Raw genomic sequence first — 17,488 nt, forward strand, 5'->3', positions numbered from 1 at the left:
ATGTCACCTTATTTAGCAGAACTAATCGGCACCGCATTCCTCATCGTACTGGGCGATGGCGTAGTGGCCAGCGTGATCCTCAACAAATCCAAAGGCAACCAGGGCGGCTGGATCGTTATCACCCTGGGATGGGGCATGGCCGTATTCATCGGCGTATATGCCACCGCTAAATACAGCGGCGCCCACCTCAACCCTGCCGTTACCTTTTCACAGGCGTTGCAGGGGAAATTCCCCTGGGAAGAAGTGCCTGCCTATGTAGCCGCCCAATTGGCCGGTGCTATGCTGGGCGCCTTCCTGGTATGGCTCACCTACAAAAAACACTTTGATGAAACGCCCGATGCCGACACCAAACTGGGCGTGTTCTGCACCATTCCAGCCATCCGCAATCCGAAGTACAACTTCCTCACGGAGTTCATTGCCACAATGGTATTCATCCTGGCTATTTCTTATATCACCGGCCCTACCGCCGGCATCGGCTCGCTTGATGCACTGCCTGTAGCCTTCGTGGTGCTGGCTATCGGCTTGTCGCTCGGCGGCCCCACGGGTTATGCCATCAACCCGGCGCGTGATCTGGGACCACGGCTTATGCACTTCCTCCTGCCCATTCCCGGCAAACGCAACAGCGACTGGAGCTATGCGTGGATCCCTGTTCTCGGCCCGCTGGCAGGTGCAGCGGCGGCGGCGTTCCTGTATCAATACTGGCTGCATTAAGTGCGGAGGTTGTTGCGAAGGTTGTCGCGGAGGTTGTCGCGGAGGTTGTCTTGGTACCCTGATTACGCTGATTTTACTGATTGACTTTTTGTGATTATGAGGGATTTTTGGAAGATTTGGAGAGATTGACGGGGATAACTGGGATATTTAAAGATTGACGGTGAGATACTTAGCTTATGCTTTGCACATGCTTTGCAAATGCTTAATACATACTTAGCACATGCTTAATACATGGAGATAACGCGGAGGTGACGTGGAGGGGATGTGGACTTGATCTGAAGACGCTTTATCACAGGGCCTTACAGAGGAAAGAAGGTAGGCCGGTTATTCATGCGGGAGCTATATAAGTGAACCGGTGTCCTGATATACCGGTGAAAGTAAGTGAGCGGCATTCAATAGATTATGCTGCTCATCTTTTTTAATTATTCAAGAAATAACGATGATAAAAGCCTTCTAATTTTAGTAAATCTTCCGGAAATCCTTCAAAAATCAAAAATAAACCAATTCTCCGGAGACAGGAATTAAAATCCGGTCAATGCATGAATCTCCTCAAATCTTCCAAAAAACTCTTGTAATACCCAAAGCTATTCAGCAAAATCAGCCTGATAATAGTCACAGGGCAACACGCTATCCACCCGTCTTCCAAATCTTCTATAAAATCTCCTGTAATCACAAAAAGCCAATTGGCAAAATAAGCGCTGCAGGATCATCTTCGCTCTCTTCAAATCTCCCTATCTTCCAAAAATCCTTCCCATAATCACCAAAAACCAATCCGTAAAATCAGCGTAATCAGGGTACCAGGACAACCTCCACTCACTTCAATCTTCCAAAATCTTCCGAAAATCCCTCATAATCACAAAAAGCTAATCAACAAAATCAGTGGCCCATGACGATCTTCACGCTCTTCGCTCCCACCAATCTCCCAAAATCACAAAAGGCTAATCAGTAAAATCAGCCTAATCTGGGTACCAGGACAACCTCCGCGACAATCTCCCACTAATCTTCTTCTATAGTTTCATTTTTTTCTGAAAGTTTCGTAACTTTGAGAATCTTTAACAACGGTACACCGTTTGCCAAAAAAACTCCCGGATTCCGTGGTTACTGACAGAGGTTACCATATCATCGCAATTGCGGCAACATATAAAATGACGAATTATGATTCAGCCCAACATCCCGGAAACAACACAACCGCGAATCGTTATAGTAGGTGGCGGATTCGGCGGCGTAAATCTTGCCAAACAACTTAAACATGCACCCGTACAGGTAGTACTGCTCGACCGGAACAACTACCACCTGTTTCAGCCGCTGCTATACCAGGTATCTACTGCCGGCCTGGAACCAGACAGCATCGCCTTCCCCCTGCGTGGCATCTTCAGAAAACAGCGTAACCTTGTATTCCGCATGGCGGAAGTTACAGGCATCCGCTCTGCAGAAAATATACTGGAAACCGGTATCGGCGAAATACATTACGACTATCTCGTTTTCGCCACCGGCAGCAACACCAACTTCTTCGGAAATAAAGATATTGAAGACAATGCCATTGGCATGAAATCCCTCATAGAAGCCGTACAAATCAGGAACTATGTGGTGAAACAATTTGAAGAAAGCCTGCTGCTGCAAAACCCCGAAGAAATAAAACCAAAGCTCAATTTCGTAATGGTAGGCGGTGGCCCTACCGGCGTGGAACTGGCCGGCGCTTTTGCAGAACTCCGCAAATACATCATGCCGAAAGACTATCCCACCCTGCCCCAGTCGTTAATGAATGTATACCTCATTGAAGCAGGACCAAAAGTACTGCCCTCCTTCAGCGAAAAAACATCGCAGCAAACACTGGAAGCCCTCCAGGAAATCGGCGTCCGCGTATTAACCAATACCGGCGTAAAAGAATACGACGGCAAAACCGTTACCCTCAGTACCGGGGAACTGATCCAAACACAATCACTCCTCTGGTCTGCCGGCGTAAAAGGCATCCCGGTAAAAGGTATCCCGGCAGACATTATCCTGCCAAACGGCCGTATCATCGTAAATGAATTAAACCAGGTCAAAGGATTTACCAACATTTATGCGATTGGCGATATTGCCCAGATGACCAATGATCCCCGCTTCCCCAAAGGCTACCCGATGGTGGCACAGGTGGCCATTCAACAAGGCAAAAATGTAGCGCACAACCTGATGCTTTCAATGGAAAACAAACCTATGAAAGGATTTAATTATAAAGATCTCGGCAGCATGGCTACCATTGGCCGCAACAGGGCGGTAGCTGAATTTGCCGGTATGCGCATGAGCGGCTACCTCGCATGGATAGCGTGGATGATCGTACACCTTCTCAGCCTGCTGGGATTCAGGAATAAACTGGTGGTATTCATTAACTGGTTCTACCGGTACTTCACTTACGAAAGAGGCACCCGCATCATCATCAAACGCGGCGCCGCCAATATTGTTAAACTACGCCAAAGCATCGGCGCATAAATAAAAAGCAACAGGGAGATGAATGATTTCATCTCCCTGTTGCTTTTTATATACTCCTTACTTACGGTTCAGGATCGAATTCAATGTAATTGAAGACACCAGTTCATCAGACCTTCCTCCCAGCGCCCGGTAGTACAACAAAATAGTATAGTTGTTCTCCGTTTCCCAATGATCTCCTTCCGTCATATCCGTACTGAATTTTGCATTGGGTGTGGTTTTATCTACCATGCCGTAAATATAATTATAGTAGCCCTGCTTCAGGAAAATAGTGCCTTCATAAGCACGACTGGCCCCATTATACGTAAGCTTGTTCGAGTTGTTCAGCTCATAATTGGTAAACTCTCCAAAGATATACATCTCATAACCCGCATAAGGTTCCGGCGCTCCAAATGAAAAATGTACAGACGCATAATCCCCTTCAAAATTAGGATCATAATCATCCAGTGTGGCCAGGTAATATTTTCCGTTGATATCTTTAATAAACTGATACTGCTTATCTGCCCGCTCCTGGTCCATTACCGCAAATACATCTGTACTGTTGCTATGATATTCTGAACGCTGCACCCTTTCGGTTTGCAGCCGGAAACTACGCAGGTCAATCCAGCGATACTCTTTACCGGCGGGCATTATACAGTCCTGTTCCGCATTGTATTTTAAAATGTTGCCGTTAATAAACTGCGGCTTCAATTTGGTGAGTGCATTATCCCAGCGATAGTTCTGCAGCACCACTACTTTGATCTGGTCAAACGGGTTCTGGATATTCAGGGCGCCAGTGTTTACTTCAAAATTGATCTTCTGGTGTGTACGGAAAAGTTTGGGGGCAATAGGTTGCTGGATAAACCCGGTTATCCCGGCTTTATTTTCCACCACAAACATCCGGCGGGTAAATGCCAGCTGGGAGGTATCACTATCCAGGTAAACCTTCAACAGGTAGTTGCCCGATTTTACGGGGTAGCTATTGGTGCCTGGCAGCTGCACACTGTAATGGGTATAACGCTGCAGCGACACACTGGATAACTTGTAATTCAGGATCCTGGTTTCTGAAAATCCCCGCATATAATCAAACTGGTTTACCTGGGCAGGCGTCCAGTCGGCGTTGCAAAGCACAAAAGAATAATAGTAGTTCTTCACATCGTTATCCAGGTCGTCGAACGACAGTTCCAGTTTTTCTCCGGTACCAATTGTATACATGGGTAAGCTCAACGGATCGCCGCTCTGGTTAAACTTCACGGATTTAATGTTGTTGTAGTATACATGGTCCGGAGTAATAACATTCACTTGTGCCGAAGTGCTGTTGTTAAACAAACAGGAAACAAGAACTATTGTAAAAATTAATGCTGCTATACGCATACGAGGTAATTGATAGTATTCAAGTTACGATTAAAAGCGGAAAGCTGAAAGCCAAAAGCCAGGTAGCAAATGATCCCGGCGAAGATAGAATATTTATCCCGCCCAATTACCCGTTGGCATCCCTTTTTGCTTTATGCTTTGCACTTTCAGCTTTTCCCTATATTTGTTCCATGCGTTTATCATTTTTTATTGCCAGACGGATTGCTTTCAATAAGGGATCTTCTTTCTCAAAATTCATTATCAATATCGCAGTAGCCGCTACTGCGATCAGCGTAGCGGTAATGATCCTGGCAACAGCGCTGGTAAACGGCTTTCAACAGGTGATCCAGGAGAAGATCTTCAGCTTCTGGGGACATATTCATATCAATGAATACCAGCCCAATGCCGGTCCGCTTACAGAGGAAATCCCCTTCTACAGCCGCAAAAGCCTGATAGATAGCATCAAAACATCACCCGGTATTAAAACCATCAGCAATTACGCTACCAAATCTGCCATCATCAAATCCGAAAAGGAAATAGACGGCATCATCTTCAAAGGAATAGACCAGGGATACGACTGGCCGCAACTGAAACGCTTCCTCCAGGCGGGCAAACTGCTACAGTTTAACGACAGCTCCTATGCACCGGAAATTATGATCTCCGAATACATGGCCAAAGAATTGCAGCTGAAAGTAAATGACAAAGCCATTATCTATTTTATACAGGGAGGCGGATTACCGCCCCGGGCCCGCAAACTAACGGTAACGGGCATATTCAAAACCGGTATCGAGGAATATGATAAAACCTATGTGATCGGCGATCTTAACCTGGTACGTAAACTCAACGACTGGGACCCCGACCAGGTAGGCGGCTTCGAGATATCCATCAATAACTACCGCAACATGGATTCCACAGCGCGGTACATGGATAACAACGTATTGCCGGACCAATTGTTCACCCGCACCATCCGGGATATTTATCCGAATATTTTCGACTGGCTGCAACTGCAAAACCAGAATGAACTGATCATCATCGTTATTATGACCATAGTTGCCATCATTAACATGATCACGGCTATTCTCATTCTCATCCTGGAACGTACCAACATGATAGGCATTGCCAAAGCGCTCGGTATGCGCAACTGGGATATCCAGAAAGTATTTGTATACCAGGCGGCTTATATCGTTATACTGGGAATACTGATCGGCGATTTCTTCGGGCTGGGCATTGCTTTCCTTCAGCAGGCCACCGGCATTTTCAAGCTGCCGGAAGAATCCTATTACATGTCGGTAGCAGCAGTATCCCTCCACTGGGTGGATATTGTACTGATCAACGTGGGTACATTTCTTATTTGCACAGTGATACTGCAAATCCCGGCCAGGATCATCCGGCGTATTACACCTGTGAAGGCTATCCAGTTTAAATAGTTATTTCTTCCGGGTGCTTTTCACATAATCACGCAGGTAACTGCACTGGTCATATGCCCGCTGGTAGAATTTCGTTTGTCCATAATTGCCAGTTAGCAAAGTGAAGTAACGGTTATGCACCAACGCAGTGATATACTGATCACTGTTGCCATTATTAGCCGTATGTTTTTGCGAACAACGGGCAGCCATAAATGCGCATCTTGCCCTGAACTCCTTATCAGTACTGGCCTGCGCTGCTTTGAGATAATAACTCTCTGCTGCGTAGCATCCAAAATACTGCTTCTCAAAAGCATCTTTATCGCATTCCGGGGAATACCACTGCGTAGACGGGCGGTAGTCTTTTACAAAGTTCCAGGTTCTGCCATAATAGGAAATGCTGAATAACGCGGTCGCATAATCGTAGTATACTTTTGCAGGTACCGGCGCTGTTTTCATCTTCTCCTGCAACTGTACCATGCGCTCGCAGAACTGCAGCTGCGTAATCTCTTTTGTATAGGGCGCTTCAGCGCTGTCTACCCCAAAGTCCTGCAGCTGATCATGGAATACCTGGTAAGAAACAGCCAGTGCACCGGGCGCAGCTTTCTTAAACCAATCGCGCGCGCTGCTGAAATCATGGATGCGCATATAGCTCACGCCTATCGCCTGATCCATGTTAATACCTTCGGGGAAGAACCCCGCGAGATAAGATTCGTACGGTGTTTTAACCGGCTGGCGCAGGAAATCCTTCAGGCGTATCAGCGTGGCCGGGTTCATATCGTTGTTGATCTGATCCATGGAGGTTTGACCAGAAACAAAGTAATCGTTCATCTTCAGCGAATCGCAGCGGCCCCGGATCAGTGATTCTTTCACAAAATCACCCTGCTGATGGTAGCGCGGCGCCAGTATGGCAAACAACAGGTTACGGTACGTTTTACTAAAAGAGAAGCTTTTATTTTCCCCTCTTCCCCAGCTATCCCAGTAACTTTCAGCGCCGGCAGTTTTTGTATCCAGCCATTTAAAAGATGCCAGCAGCTTCGATTCAAAGGCGCTGTCGATCGTTTTCTGCTGATTGATGTTTACCAGCAGGTTCACAATTTCCCACTGATCTTTTACTTCCGGATCTTTTGTTTTTACGGCCGCCAGTTGTTGTGCTGCCGCCGGGTAATTTTTACGGATATAGGAAAGGTAGGCAGATGAAACCCGCCATAAGTCCACATCTTTTAATTTGCCCTTTTGAACCAGGCTATCCACCAGGGTTTGTAACCCGCTTAGCCTGGCAAGCAGCTTATTCTTTTCCGCAGGCGAATAATCCTGAATGCTCACAATGCCGTTATTCTGTTCATCCATCAGCACCGGGCTGAAGTAAGCATCTTCCAGTTTATTAATTTCTCTCGCCAACAATATATTCAGGGCAGGAGAAGCGGGATCTAATGCGTACACCTGGCGGATGGCGGTTACATCGGGCGCTGGATTGGTAAAGCCGTAAATAGCCGCTACCATTGCCTTTTCATGGTCATCCTTACACAGGGGATATATTTGTTCGCTGCTGGTGTTAGTCCATGTTAAACTGATAAAACAGGAAAGCCGCAGCGATGGGGCCATCTCAAACACACGGGAAAACAAATAGGCGCTCCGCACAGAGTCCTTCAAATACAGTAAGGCGCCTGATTTCAGCGCCAGGGCCTTATAATATACCAGGGAAGACTTTTCCTTTCCGTCAAACAGCTGGTCGAAGGAGGCAACTGCTTCGCGGTATTGCTTACTGTAATGTTGCAACCGTACCAGCTGGAAACTATAACGGTCACGGATATCTTTATCTTTTACTTTATCACGCAGCCCCTGCCCTTCTGTATACAATGCGGACAGCAACGGGGTATTACGCTCCGGTACCGACCACGGATCGGTATTGATCACGGCAGGCTCGCACGATTTCGCAAACAGCAGGTAGCGTGCCGCTTCCCGGTTCTTTTCTTTTCCCAGGAACTGTGCAAAGGTGTTCTTCTGCACACTATCCGGTAATGCGGTACTGCCTTCTGCAATAGCAGCCAGCTGCTCTTTCGGGTAGGTGTAAATACATTCACGTATATCCTTTGCCGTTACTTTGCTGCCTGCATAGTTTTGCCAGTCGGCAACATTGGCCGTTTCTTCTGATGGGGTTGGATCGCCAAAAAAGTTGGTGAGGGCGGTATAATAGAAAGGCTCGTAACCGCCGCCTTTTGCATACGGACTAAAAAAGGAAACGTAGTAGTCGTAAGGGTCCGGTGTTGGCCCGCAGGATAAGGTGTATACTACATTGCCAAAGAAAACGGCACAAAAGCTAATTAAAAAAACGACAAATTTTTTGTAGTTCATTCAATGGATATTTTTTCAGGGTTGTTGAATCAAGATGATAAAATATAATAACCGGATCGGGTGTTTGCAACTGTTTTGCCACTAACTGCGCGGCTGTTTCCAATGCCTGCTGATCAATGGTTTCACGCCGGATCACGCTTCCTTCTTTTAAGGGATATCCGTTCAGCGTAGTATCCTTCCTGATGGTATATAGTTGCTTGCTACCGGCTGCAAAGATAGTGGTATCCTGTAATTCCTCCGTACCAATATTTCTTAAAATACCGGTATACTCCGTTCCGTTGCGGAATAAAACGCTCCAGCTGAATAACGGTAAAGCGATATCCAAAGGTAAGGGATATGCTGCCACCCGTTGTTCGCCCAGGTAGGATTCCATAGCGGATATGTCGAGAATGGAATTATGCGATCCCGGTTTACGCAGGTCACCCATGTTATAGCACATCAGCAGTCCCCTGTCTACCGGCGGTATGCCGGTGCGTACTTTGTACTTCACCTGGTACATGCGGATGGTAGCGGATACCCGGCGCTCCCGGAAAAAGGGTGTTTGCCGGATCTGTTTTATAAAGGAGAAGTAGGCATCACGGGAAGTTTGGGTCCAGTCGCAATCCAGCTGGATTTCCTTTATGCTGGTGGCGGGCAGGGAATCGCACAGCTGTTCCAGCAGCCGGGATACATTGGCCGCCAGCTGAGGGGTTGGGTTTGCCCATATTTCGTTCATCAGGAATACTACCGGCACTATTTCCACGCCGGCAGGGAAAGGGGCTTTCTGCCTGAATATGGCCACTGGCGTGGGCGCTTTGGTTACCTCGTCGATGTCTACATCAAACAGTTTTACATACAGTCGCCTTGCGGGGAGATCCTGCATGTATTTCAGTTCGGCGGTGTTGCCCGTCCAGGTTTGCTTCCAGTAATAAAATGCGGGTGTTACGTTCCGTTTCGCTGCGTGGTTACAGGAAAGCAATAATATGATGAGCAGTATCCGGGGGTTCATGAGTAGTTAAATAAGCAGGCGGCCACAGATAATACCTGCAGCTACTGCAGCATTCAATGATTCGGCGCCTCCGATCCGGGGAATGGTGATCCGGTGGGTGGCCATTGCGGTTACATCTTCCGTTAATCCTCTTCCCTCATTACCTATCAGGATAATGCCTTCTTTGATAACGGGAAACTCCGCGATATTTTTTCCATGCAGGGTAGCGGCAAAAGAGGGCAGCTTCGTTTGCTGCAGCAATTCGCGGATATCGTATTCGGCTATACGAACCCGTATCATACTGCCCATAGTAGCTTGTATGGTTTTAGGATTATATACGTCCACACAATCCGGCGAACAAATGATCTGCGGAATCCCAAACCAGTCGGCTATACGAATAAGCGTTCCCATATTACCGGGGTCCTGGATGGCTTCCAGCGCCAAAGCTACTGTCCCGGCAGCAGGCAGGGGATTCACGGGAGCAGGCATATCCAGCAAGGCCATCGCCTGGTTGGGGGTAGTGAGCGACGACAGTTGTTTGAGCACAGCAGCATCCACTTCTGTTACAGTACCTGGCGGCATACGGTTTACCAGGGAGTGATGCTGTTCCAGCCAACCGGCCGTTGCATATACTCCTTTCACGGGCATGCCCGCCTGTAGCAGCTCCTGCACAATCTTGTCACCCTCTGCCACATACTGGCTGGATTTTTGCCTGTTTTTTTTGTGCTGTAATGATTGAATATATTTAATTTGCGCCTTTGACAACATGGGGCCAAACCTACACGATTTCTTTTAATCAGCCAAGAAGAGGCGTGGTTACCCATTCGTCAGTATTGGCTTTTAAAATTTTTAACAACGTTTTCGCCCGTGATGCAGCTGCTTCCCAATTCAAAAATTTTATTGCTGAAACAATTGCTGCTACTGGCTGTAATACTCACGTTGGCAGCCTGCTCCAATACCAAATATCTCCAGAAAGATCAAACACTGTATACCAGCGCCAAAGTAGATGTAAAGGGCGAAATCCTCAATTCTGAAAAACAGGATCTGCGCAGCTCCCTTTCTTCCAAATCGCTGATGACACAGCAGCCCAATAAAAAACTGCTCAACAGCCGCATCAAAGTATGGCTCTATAACCAGAAGTACAACGAGAAAAAGTCCAACTGGTTCTGGAACCTCATGCTCGCCAAAAGGAACCTCGAAGAACCCGTGGTATACGATTCTGCCAAAACCAAAGAATCGGTGGCACGCATGACCAGCTATCTTCACAACCAGGGCTTCTTTTATGTAACAGTAAATTATGAGGAAAAAACTGCCCGTCGTAAAACCAGTGTTACTTACCAGGTAAATACAGGAAGAAACTTTGTAATAGATAAGATTACCTACACCGTGCCGGATAGCGCCATCCTGCAGCTCGTAAAAGCCAATGAGAAATTATCGCTGGTACAGAAAGGCGTTGTATTTAAATCGGCCACCCTGGGCAGCGAAAGGGAAAGACTCACCCGCCTTATCAAAGATGCGGGCTACTACAAGTTTAACCGCGATGCCATAGAATTCAGTGTGGACACGCTTAACAAAGCCCTGTTCCGGAATACCCTCAACCCATTTGAAGGGTTTGTAAATATCTTTAATGAAAATAAAGGCAGGGATAAGCTGACGATGGATGTGGAAATCCGGATTAAAAATCCGGAAGACAGTACCGATAGCTGGCAAAAGTATCATATCGGTAAAATATACGCCTATCCCGACTTTTCATTGAATGCCAATCCAAACGACAGCTCCCTGAAACAGGACGAACGTAAGTTTATTACCATCCGCTCCCACCAGGAAATACTGAAACCAAAGATTCTTTCCAGGTCCATATTACTGCGGCCGGGGGAAGCTTATTCCATACAACGGTATAATAATGCTGTCAATAAATTATACGATATCGGCGTATGGCAGTTTGTAACCCTGCAATACAAAGAACCGAAAGACTCCGTAAACACGCTTGATGCCTATGTATTCCTCACGCCCCGGCGCAGGCAGGAACTGGGTTTAACTTTTGAATTAAGTAACAGTTCGGACTATACACTCGGATCGGGTGTTACCCTGAACTACCGGCATATTAACCTGAATAGAACGGCTACGCAGCTGGGTATGGCGCTCAGTACCGGTATTGAACTGGTACGCCAGGAGTCAGGATGGGAACTGCAGTCCAAACAGTTTGGAGGCGAGGTAAGTCTTACCTGGCCACGGTTTGCACTGCCATTTAATATCAAACAAAGCAACCGCTCCAACGTAAAAACAAGATTAACGCTTGGCGCCAACTACCTCTCCCGCGTAGAAAAGTTTGATGTGACCAGTATCAATGCCTCCTATGGCTACGACTGGAACGAAACCCTTTACAAACGCTGGATCATCCGGCCCATCACCCTTAACTATGTAGGAGTGAGCCTGGACCCTACTTTCCGCGACAGCGTGGTGAATACCAATCCATACCTGAAACGCAGCTTTGAACCGGCCCTGATTGGCGGGGAAAGCGTTTCATTTATTTTCAGCAACCAGGACCTGCTGCATCAAAACCACTACAGCTATTTCCGCGTGAACGTAGAAGAATCAGGGCTCTGGCTCAGTGGCATCAACAGCCTGATGAACGGCATCAGCGGTAAAAAAACCAACCTGGAAACGCTGACCAATGTAAATATTTCAAATTTTGTAAAGATAGAAGCAGATTACCGTCACTTCTGGAAACTGGGATTACACAGCGGGCTTGCTACCAGGGCTTATGCCGGCGTAGGTATTCCGTACAGCTATTCACAGGTACTACCCTATATCAGGCAGTTTACTTCCGGTGGCCCCAATAGTATCCGTGCGTGGCGCTTACGTACGTTAGGTCCCGGCTCCTATAAAGATTCCTCCGCAACTGCGCAGGCATTCCCCGATCAAACCGGCGACATGAAACTGGAAGGAAACATCGAATACCGCTTCGACCTGTTGAGGATGTTTGGTGGCAGCGTAAACCTGAAAGGCGCCACCTTCCTGGATATGGGTAATATCTGGATGATCCGGAAGGACTCCACCCGGCCCGGTTCCGAATTCCGCTTTAACCAGCTGTATCACGATCTGGCGATGGGTACCGGCGCGGGCCTGCGACTGGATTTCTCCTTCTTCCTCATCCGTCTGGATTGGGGTATCCCGTTGAAAGTTCCTTACTTCACCGGCAATAAAAACGGCTGGTATGTAAGTGAATGGGATCTGAAAGACAGCCGCTGGCGCCGTGAAAATATTATCTGGAATATAGCTATTGGTTATCCGTTTTAGGAACGGAGTTAGTGGCAATAAAATCCTCCATGTCGGTAGCCTCCGACAAACTGAAATTACCGATGCGGGTTCTGCAAAGACTGCTCAGATAAGCACCGCAACCTAATTGTGCACCATAGTCATTTGCCAGGGAGCGTATATACGTACCCGTGCTGCATACCACCCTGAAATGTACTTCCGGTAAATCTATTTTAGTGATCTCAAATGCTGCAATGGTTAATTTACGGGGTTCTACTTTTACATCCACACCTTTCCTGGCGAGCAGGTAAATAGGTTTCCCGTTTTGTTTGATGGCAGAATGTATAGGAGGCAGCTGCATAATTTCACCGATGAAAGGCTGCGTGGCAGCCATTATAGCCGCTTCATCAAGATGGCTGATATCTTTAAAATTCTCCGGCTCAGACTCCTTATCAAACGTAGGCGTGGTAGCGCCTAAAGTAAAAGTGCCGGTGTATTCTTTCTCCTGCGCCTGGTATTCATTGATTTTCTTGGTCATTTTCCCGGTACAGCAAATCAGCAGTCCGGTAGCTAAAGGATCCAGCGTGCCGGCGTGACCTATTTTAGCTTTGGTGATGTTCCTTATCTTACGCACTACATCAAAGGAGGTCCATGTTAAAGGCTTGTTGATCAATATCACGGCTCCTTCCTGGTAATTTGTTTTTTCGTTCGTTTGCATGCCGCAAAGATAGCTATTAGCAGTTAGCTGTCAGCATGCGGCCGGTAATTATAGGATTTATTTAAGACGCTGAAAAGCTAAAAGCTAAGCGCTTTTTACTAAATTCACGCAATTTTAGTATACATGGCATTAGAACATCATTTAGACGCAACACTACGGCACCAGCAACAGGTGGACAATTCGCGCGACTACGTGCTGCCATTCATACAGCAGGAATTTCCGCAACTGGAAGGGCTGCGCGTAATGGAGGTAGGATGTGGGGAAGGCGGTGTACTTACTCCTTTGCTGGAAAAAGGGTGCAACTGTGTAGGCGTGGATCTTGCACCGGACCGGATAGAACTGGCCAAAACTTTTTTGCAGAAATATCTCGACAACGGGCAATTAAAACTGATTGCCAAAAATATCTACGATCTGGATTTCCTCGGAGAATTCCGGAATTCTTTTGATGTAATTATTTTGAAAGATGCCATTGAACACATTCCTGACCAGGAAAAGATCATTGGTCATCTGAAACAATTGCTGAGTCCACGCGGACAGGTGTATTTTGGTTTTCCGCCGTGGTATATGCCTCATGGAGGTCATCAGCAGATTTGCAAGAACAAATTTCTCAGCATGGTGCCTTATATCCATTTGCTTCCCCGCCCGCTCTACAAAGGCGTATTGCGGATGTTTGGCGAAGGAGATGATGTAGTGATAGATCTTATGGATGTGAAATCAACCGGCATTTCCATTGAACGTTTTGAACGCATCGTAAAGCGCCAGCAATATAAGATTACACAACGCAGGTTTTACCTGATCAATCCTATCTATAAATATAAATTTGGTGTAAGCGCACGGGTACAGTGGAAGCCCATTGCAGCGATTCCTTTCTTCAGGAATTTCGTGACTACGTGTGTGTACTACATGATTAAACCGGAATAGTTATTTATTCCAGATCTCCCACGATGCCTCCGCCTGGAGGATCAGCATTTCGTGTCCGTTTTTGATGGTGGCGCCCTGTGCGGCGCCCCGTTGCAGGAAGGATGTTTCTGCCGGGTTATACACCAGGTCATAGAGCAGGTGCCTGGAAGTAAGGTACTGGTAAGGGATTTCAGGGAAGGTATCTGTTTTGGGATACATGCCCAGTGGTGTTGTATTTACAATTACGGTGTGTTCTTCCATTGCCTGCCGGTTCAGCGATTCGTAAGATACCGCTCCATTCACAGGTTGCCGGCTTACTACTGTATAGGTAATGCCCAGTTGTTCCAGTGCATACATAATGGCTTTGGCAGCGCCGCCGGTGCCCAGTACCAGTGCGTGCTGGTGATGAGCCTGCAGCAGGGGTTGCAGCGATTTGGTAAATCCGATTACATCTGTATTGTAGCCCGTCTTTTTCCCATCCTTAAAGTGGATGCAGTTTACAGCGCCAATTTGTGCGGCTGCGTCGCTGAGTTCATCCAAGAAAGGGATCACTACTTCTTTATAGGGAATGGTAACGTTCAGGCCATGTAGTTGCGGATGCTGTTCCAGCAAGGAGGTGAATTCAGAGATACCTGGAATCGGGAAGTTATCATATACACATCCTGATATATTTTCCTTTTCAAATTTTTCTTTGAAGAAGCCCTTGGAGAAGGAATGACTGAGCGGATAGCCAATAAGTCCGTAAATTTTCATGCACCAGGTAATTGATCATTACCAATTATGAATTACGAACCGGGGAGCTGTGTTATCCACAAATCCGTAATTCGTAATTCATAATCTGTAATTATTTAAAAAACTATTCTCTGTCGAGGAACAGGTTAAAAGTATCTCCTCTCAGGCCAATACGCATGGCTTCCAGGGAAATTACTTCATTGGGAGCCAGGTTGCCCAGGTTGGCATTACAGCCTACCAGTTCGAGGAAGTAAAGCTGTTGGGCTTTCTGTGGCGCTTCCCAGATAATTTTTTCAGCGGGGATCTGTGTCAGGATTTCCTGTACCAGTCCTTCGCGTACTTCACCGCTACCGCGGTAGATGCCCACGTTGCCGCTTTCACGGGCTTCTGCAATCACATAAGTGGCGCCGGCGGAGAGCTCAGCGCTCATCAGTTCAATCCACTTATAGGGAGGGATAATGTGCTCAGCATCTTTGGAGCCTACTTCGCTCAATACCAGCCCTATTTTCGCCAGTTTTTCAATATAGCCGCATTTTTCCGCATGCGGGATAGTGATAGAGCCGTCGGAAACTTCCATGTAGCTGATACCGTAATCTTTTACCACTTTGATGTATTCTTCAAACTGGTTGCGGATTACAAAGGCTTCGAACAGGGTTCCGCCAAAGTATACGGGAATGTTTGCCGACTGGTAAAGTTCAATTTTTGCGCGCAGGTTGGGCGTAACGTAAGCAGTGCCAAAACCCAGTTTCAGGATATCAATGTGAGGACCTGCTGCGGATAAAAAATTTCGTGCTTCTTCCAAACTCAGCCCTTTGTCCATTACCATAGTGAGTCCATGTGTACGGGGCTTCTTTGTCCTTTCCGGGATTTGTGTCAGATTAAAATTCATTTGAAATATTTTTATCTTCTTATTGGTCAGTAAAACACATACTAATTTTCGCCAGGCACTTCGGGATAGCGTAGATGCAATTTTAGTAACCGGAAATACTATTGACTTTTGTCCATGACAATTAAAAGCCGGCGCAAAAATAAGAAGTATACTTTATTTTATTAAAGTAAATAACACTGGTTAACGTTTGCGGCGATATTGGGCGATCAGATCAACCACACTCACATGCTGTAACACAGCAGGGTCAAGCTCTACGAGCTTTTTAACAATTTTTGGGGCCTGTTGCAGGGCTGTTTCCAGGTGCAGTAACCCTTCTTTTGTTTTACCCATAGCTATCAGGATAGCCGCCCGGTAATAGATAAAAATGGGTTTGCGGCCGGCCTTTTCCTCTGCTATGGCCAATTGTACGAGGGCTTCCTCAAGGAATCCGGATACATAGAGTCCCTTTAACAGTTCCTGCCAGGTAACGGCGCTTTTTGGCCTAGTACGTACGGCATTCATGAAATGAACCAGTGCATCCTTGTTCTTTCCAAGCTCCAGGTAGCATTCACCCAGGCTCATATTATACTCTGCGTTGGTTTTATTTATTTTCAGTGCGCTCAGTAACGATTTGGCGGCATTTTCCCAGTTGGCTTCCATCATATAGGCAACTGCAATCTTGTAGTACAGCTTATCATCGCTGGGGCTCAGATGCGAGGCTTTACGGTAGTAATAACGCGCCTGGGTAAATTTGCGCTGTCTTTCGTAACAATGGCCGATGGCTTCATAGATAACATCCTCCGGCTTGGCTATTTCCAGGTGTTTCTGGAGCACTTCTATGGCTTCGGCATACTTACGCAGGCGGATATACGCATCGCCCATATTACGGTAGGCATAATCGAATTTCTCATCAATAGCTACTGCGTATTGATATGCATCGATCGCCTTCTCGTATAGCTTCAGTCCCTGGAACGCTGTACCCAGGTTAAACCAGGCCAGCTGGTTATAGGGATGCTCGTCGATAATGGCGCTGTGCAAACGGATGCTCTCTTCATTGCGACCGGTAAATTCTGTCCAGAAACAGATTTTATGCAATGCTTCTTCACTGGTAGGATCGTACTCCAGCGCCAGTTTCAGGCAATCGAATACTTTTTCAAATTCCTCCCAGTCGTCGTATACATCGGCCAGCTCCAGCAATAATTCCGTCCTGTCTTCTCCCGAAAACTGTTCAATCTGTTCTTCCAGCACAGCAGCTGCCTTCTGGTGCTGGTTCAGCGCCAGGTAAACGTCTGTTTGCAGTATATAAAGATTGATATCAGTACGGTCCAGCACTTCTGCTTTTTCCAGCAAATCCAATGCTTCCTTGTATTTTTTGGTTTCTATCAGTAAGTTGGCCTTTTTGAGAAGTAGAGTGGAGGAATAAGGGAATTGTTCGATGGCTATTTCTGCCGCCTGCAATGCGATCGGCATTTCGTCATGCTCGTCATAATAGTCTATGATCTGCTCAAATGAATCTTCGTCCAGAAAAGAATGAGACTTACCAGCCCTGAGGTTTTCAAACTGCTGCAACAAGTCTCTCAGATCATCAAAATCCTCGTTTAAAAATGAAAAGTCTTTACTCATTACTGTAAATATAGTACTTTTATTTATGCCCAAATATGGGGTGGATTCTATGTGCTAAAAAATTTTTAACAATTCTTTGTGATTTCTTCGTATCTTGCGTTAAGAATATGTTATATAATATATCAAAAAGTTTGTACATTTGTGTTACAATGAAA

General features: G+C 46.5%; 13 protein-coding genes. 5 read left to right on the forward strand and 8 right to left on the reverse strand.

Translation table 11 applies throughout. From position 1 onward, the window contains the following. Complete coding sequence (locus PV783_RS28960; RefSeq protein WP_079470711.1) at window positions 1-711, forward strand: MIP/aquaporin family protein; 711 nt, start codon at window positions 1-3, stop codon at window positions 709-711. A gap of 1,155 nt (window positions 712-1,866) precedes the next feature. Beyond that, the gene (locus PV783_RS28965) at window positions 1,867-3,180 is read left to right on the forward strand and encodes an NAD(P)/FAD-dependent oxidoreductase (protein ID WP_079470712.1); all 1,314 of its coding nucleotides are present in this window, start codon (window positions 1,867-1,869) and stop codon (window positions 3,178-3,180) included. Between the two features lie 57 nt (window positions 3,181-3,237). Here the strand turns inward: PV783_RS28965 and PV783_RS28970 are convergent, their stop codons facing one another. Then, window positions 3,238-4,530, reverse strand: a complete 1,293-nt coding sequence (locus PV783_RS28970; protein ID WP_420990509.1) for a DUF5103 domain-containing protein — start codon at window positions 4,528-4,530, stop codon at window positions 3,238-3,240. Between the two features lie 170 nt (window positions 4,531-4,700). On the opposite strand from PV783_RS28970, the gene PV783_RS28975 reads away from it, so the two are divergent. After that, window positions 4,701-5,936 (forward strand): ABC transporter permease, encoded by a 1,236-nt coding sequence (locus PV783_RS28975; RefSeq protein WP_420990510.1) that lies wholly within the window; start codon window positions 4,701-4,703, stop codon window positions 5,934-5,936. On the opposite strand, the gene PV783_RS28980 is transcribed toward PV783_RS28975, so the two are convergent. Genes PV783_RS28980 through PV783_RS28990 form a run of 3 tightly spaced genes read right to left on the reverse strand, consistent with a single transcriptional unit; the run spans window position 5,937 to window position 10,002 of the window. Next, window positions 5,937-8,267, reverse strand: a complete 2,331-nt coding sequence (locus tag PV783_RS28980) for a hypothetical protein (RefSeq protein WP_420990511.1) — start codon at window positions 8,265-8,267, stop codon at window positions 5,937-5,939. After that, on the reverse strand, window positions 8,233-9,255 hold the full coding sequence (locus PV783_RS28985) for a hypothetical protein (protein WP_420990512.1): 1,023 nt from the start codon (window positions 9,253-9,255) through the stop codon (window positions 8,233-8,235). The genes PV783_RS28980 and PV783_RS28985 overlap by 35 nt, the downstream gene beginning before the upstream one ends. 6 nt (window positions 9,256-9,261) lie before the next feature. Beyond that, window positions 9,262-10,002 carry a TrmH family RNA methyltransferase gene (locus PV783_RS28990; protein ID WP_079470716.1) on the reverse strand — a complete coding sequence of 247 codons (741 nt, stop codon included), beginning with the start codon at window positions 10,000-10,002 and terminating at the stop codon, window positions 9,262-9,264. A 102-nt stretch (window positions 10,003-10,104) separates the two neighbouring features. Here PV783_RS28990 and PV783_RS28995 point away from each other — a divergent pair, with 102 nt between their 5' ends. Beyond that, the gene (locus PV783_RS28995) at window positions 10,105-12,534 is read left to right on the forward strand and encodes a BamA/TamA family outer membrane protein (RefSeq protein WP_420990664.1); all 2,430 of its coding nucleotides are present in this window, start codon (window positions 10,105-10,107) and stop codon (window positions 12,532-12,534) included. On the opposite strand, the gene truB is transcribed toward PV783_RS28995, so the two are convergent. Beyond that, the gene (gene truB / locus PV783_RS29000; protein ID WP_079470718.1) at window positions 12,515-13,210 is read right to left on the reverse strand and encodes a tRNA pseudouridine(55) synthase TruB; all 696 of its coding nucleotides are present in this window, start codon (window positions 13,208-13,210) and stop codon (window positions 12,515-12,517) included. The two genes, PV783_RS28995 and truB, sit on opposite strands and share 20 nt — an antisense overlap. A 123-nt stretch (window positions 13,211-13,333) precedes the next feature. On the opposite strand from truB, the gene PV783_RS29005 reads away from it, so the two are divergent. Beyond that, window positions 13,334-14,131, forward strand: coding sequence for a class I SAM-dependent methyltransferase (locus tag PV783_RS29005; protein WP_079470719.1), 798 nt, complete (start codon window positions 13,334-13,336; stop codon window positions 14,129-14,131). On the opposite strand, the gene PV783_RS29010 is transcribed toward PV783_RS29005, so the two are convergent. From PV783_RS29010 to PV783_RS29020, 3 genes are all read right to left on the reverse strand, one after another. Then, complete coding sequence (locus PV783_RS29010; protein WP_079470720.1) at window positions 14,132-14,863, reverse strand: shikimate dehydrogenase family protein; 732 nt, start codon at window positions 14,861-14,863, stop codon at window positions 14,132-14,134. 103 nt (window positions 14,864-14,966) lie between these two features. Beyond that, the gene (locus PV783_RS29015; protein WP_079470721.1) at window positions 14,967-15,731 is read right to left on the reverse strand and encodes a phosphosulfolactate synthase; all 765 of its coding nucleotides are present in this window, start codon (window positions 15,729-15,731) and stop codon (window positions 14,967-14,969) included. Between the two features lie 180 nt (window positions 15,732-15,911). Then, complete coding sequence (locus PV783_RS29020) at window positions 15,912-17,333, reverse strand: tetratricopeptide repeat protein (RefSeq protein WP_079471000.1); 1,422 nt, start codon at window positions 17,331-17,333, stop codon at window positions 15,912-15,914. Window positions 17,334-17,488 lie beyond the last annotated feature (155 nt).

The organism is Chitinophaga sp. CC14 (genome assembly GCF_048957795.1).
Lineage (GTDB): Bacteria > Bacteroidota > Bacteroidia > Chitinophagales > Chitinophagaceae > Chitinophaga > Chitinophaga ginsengisegetis.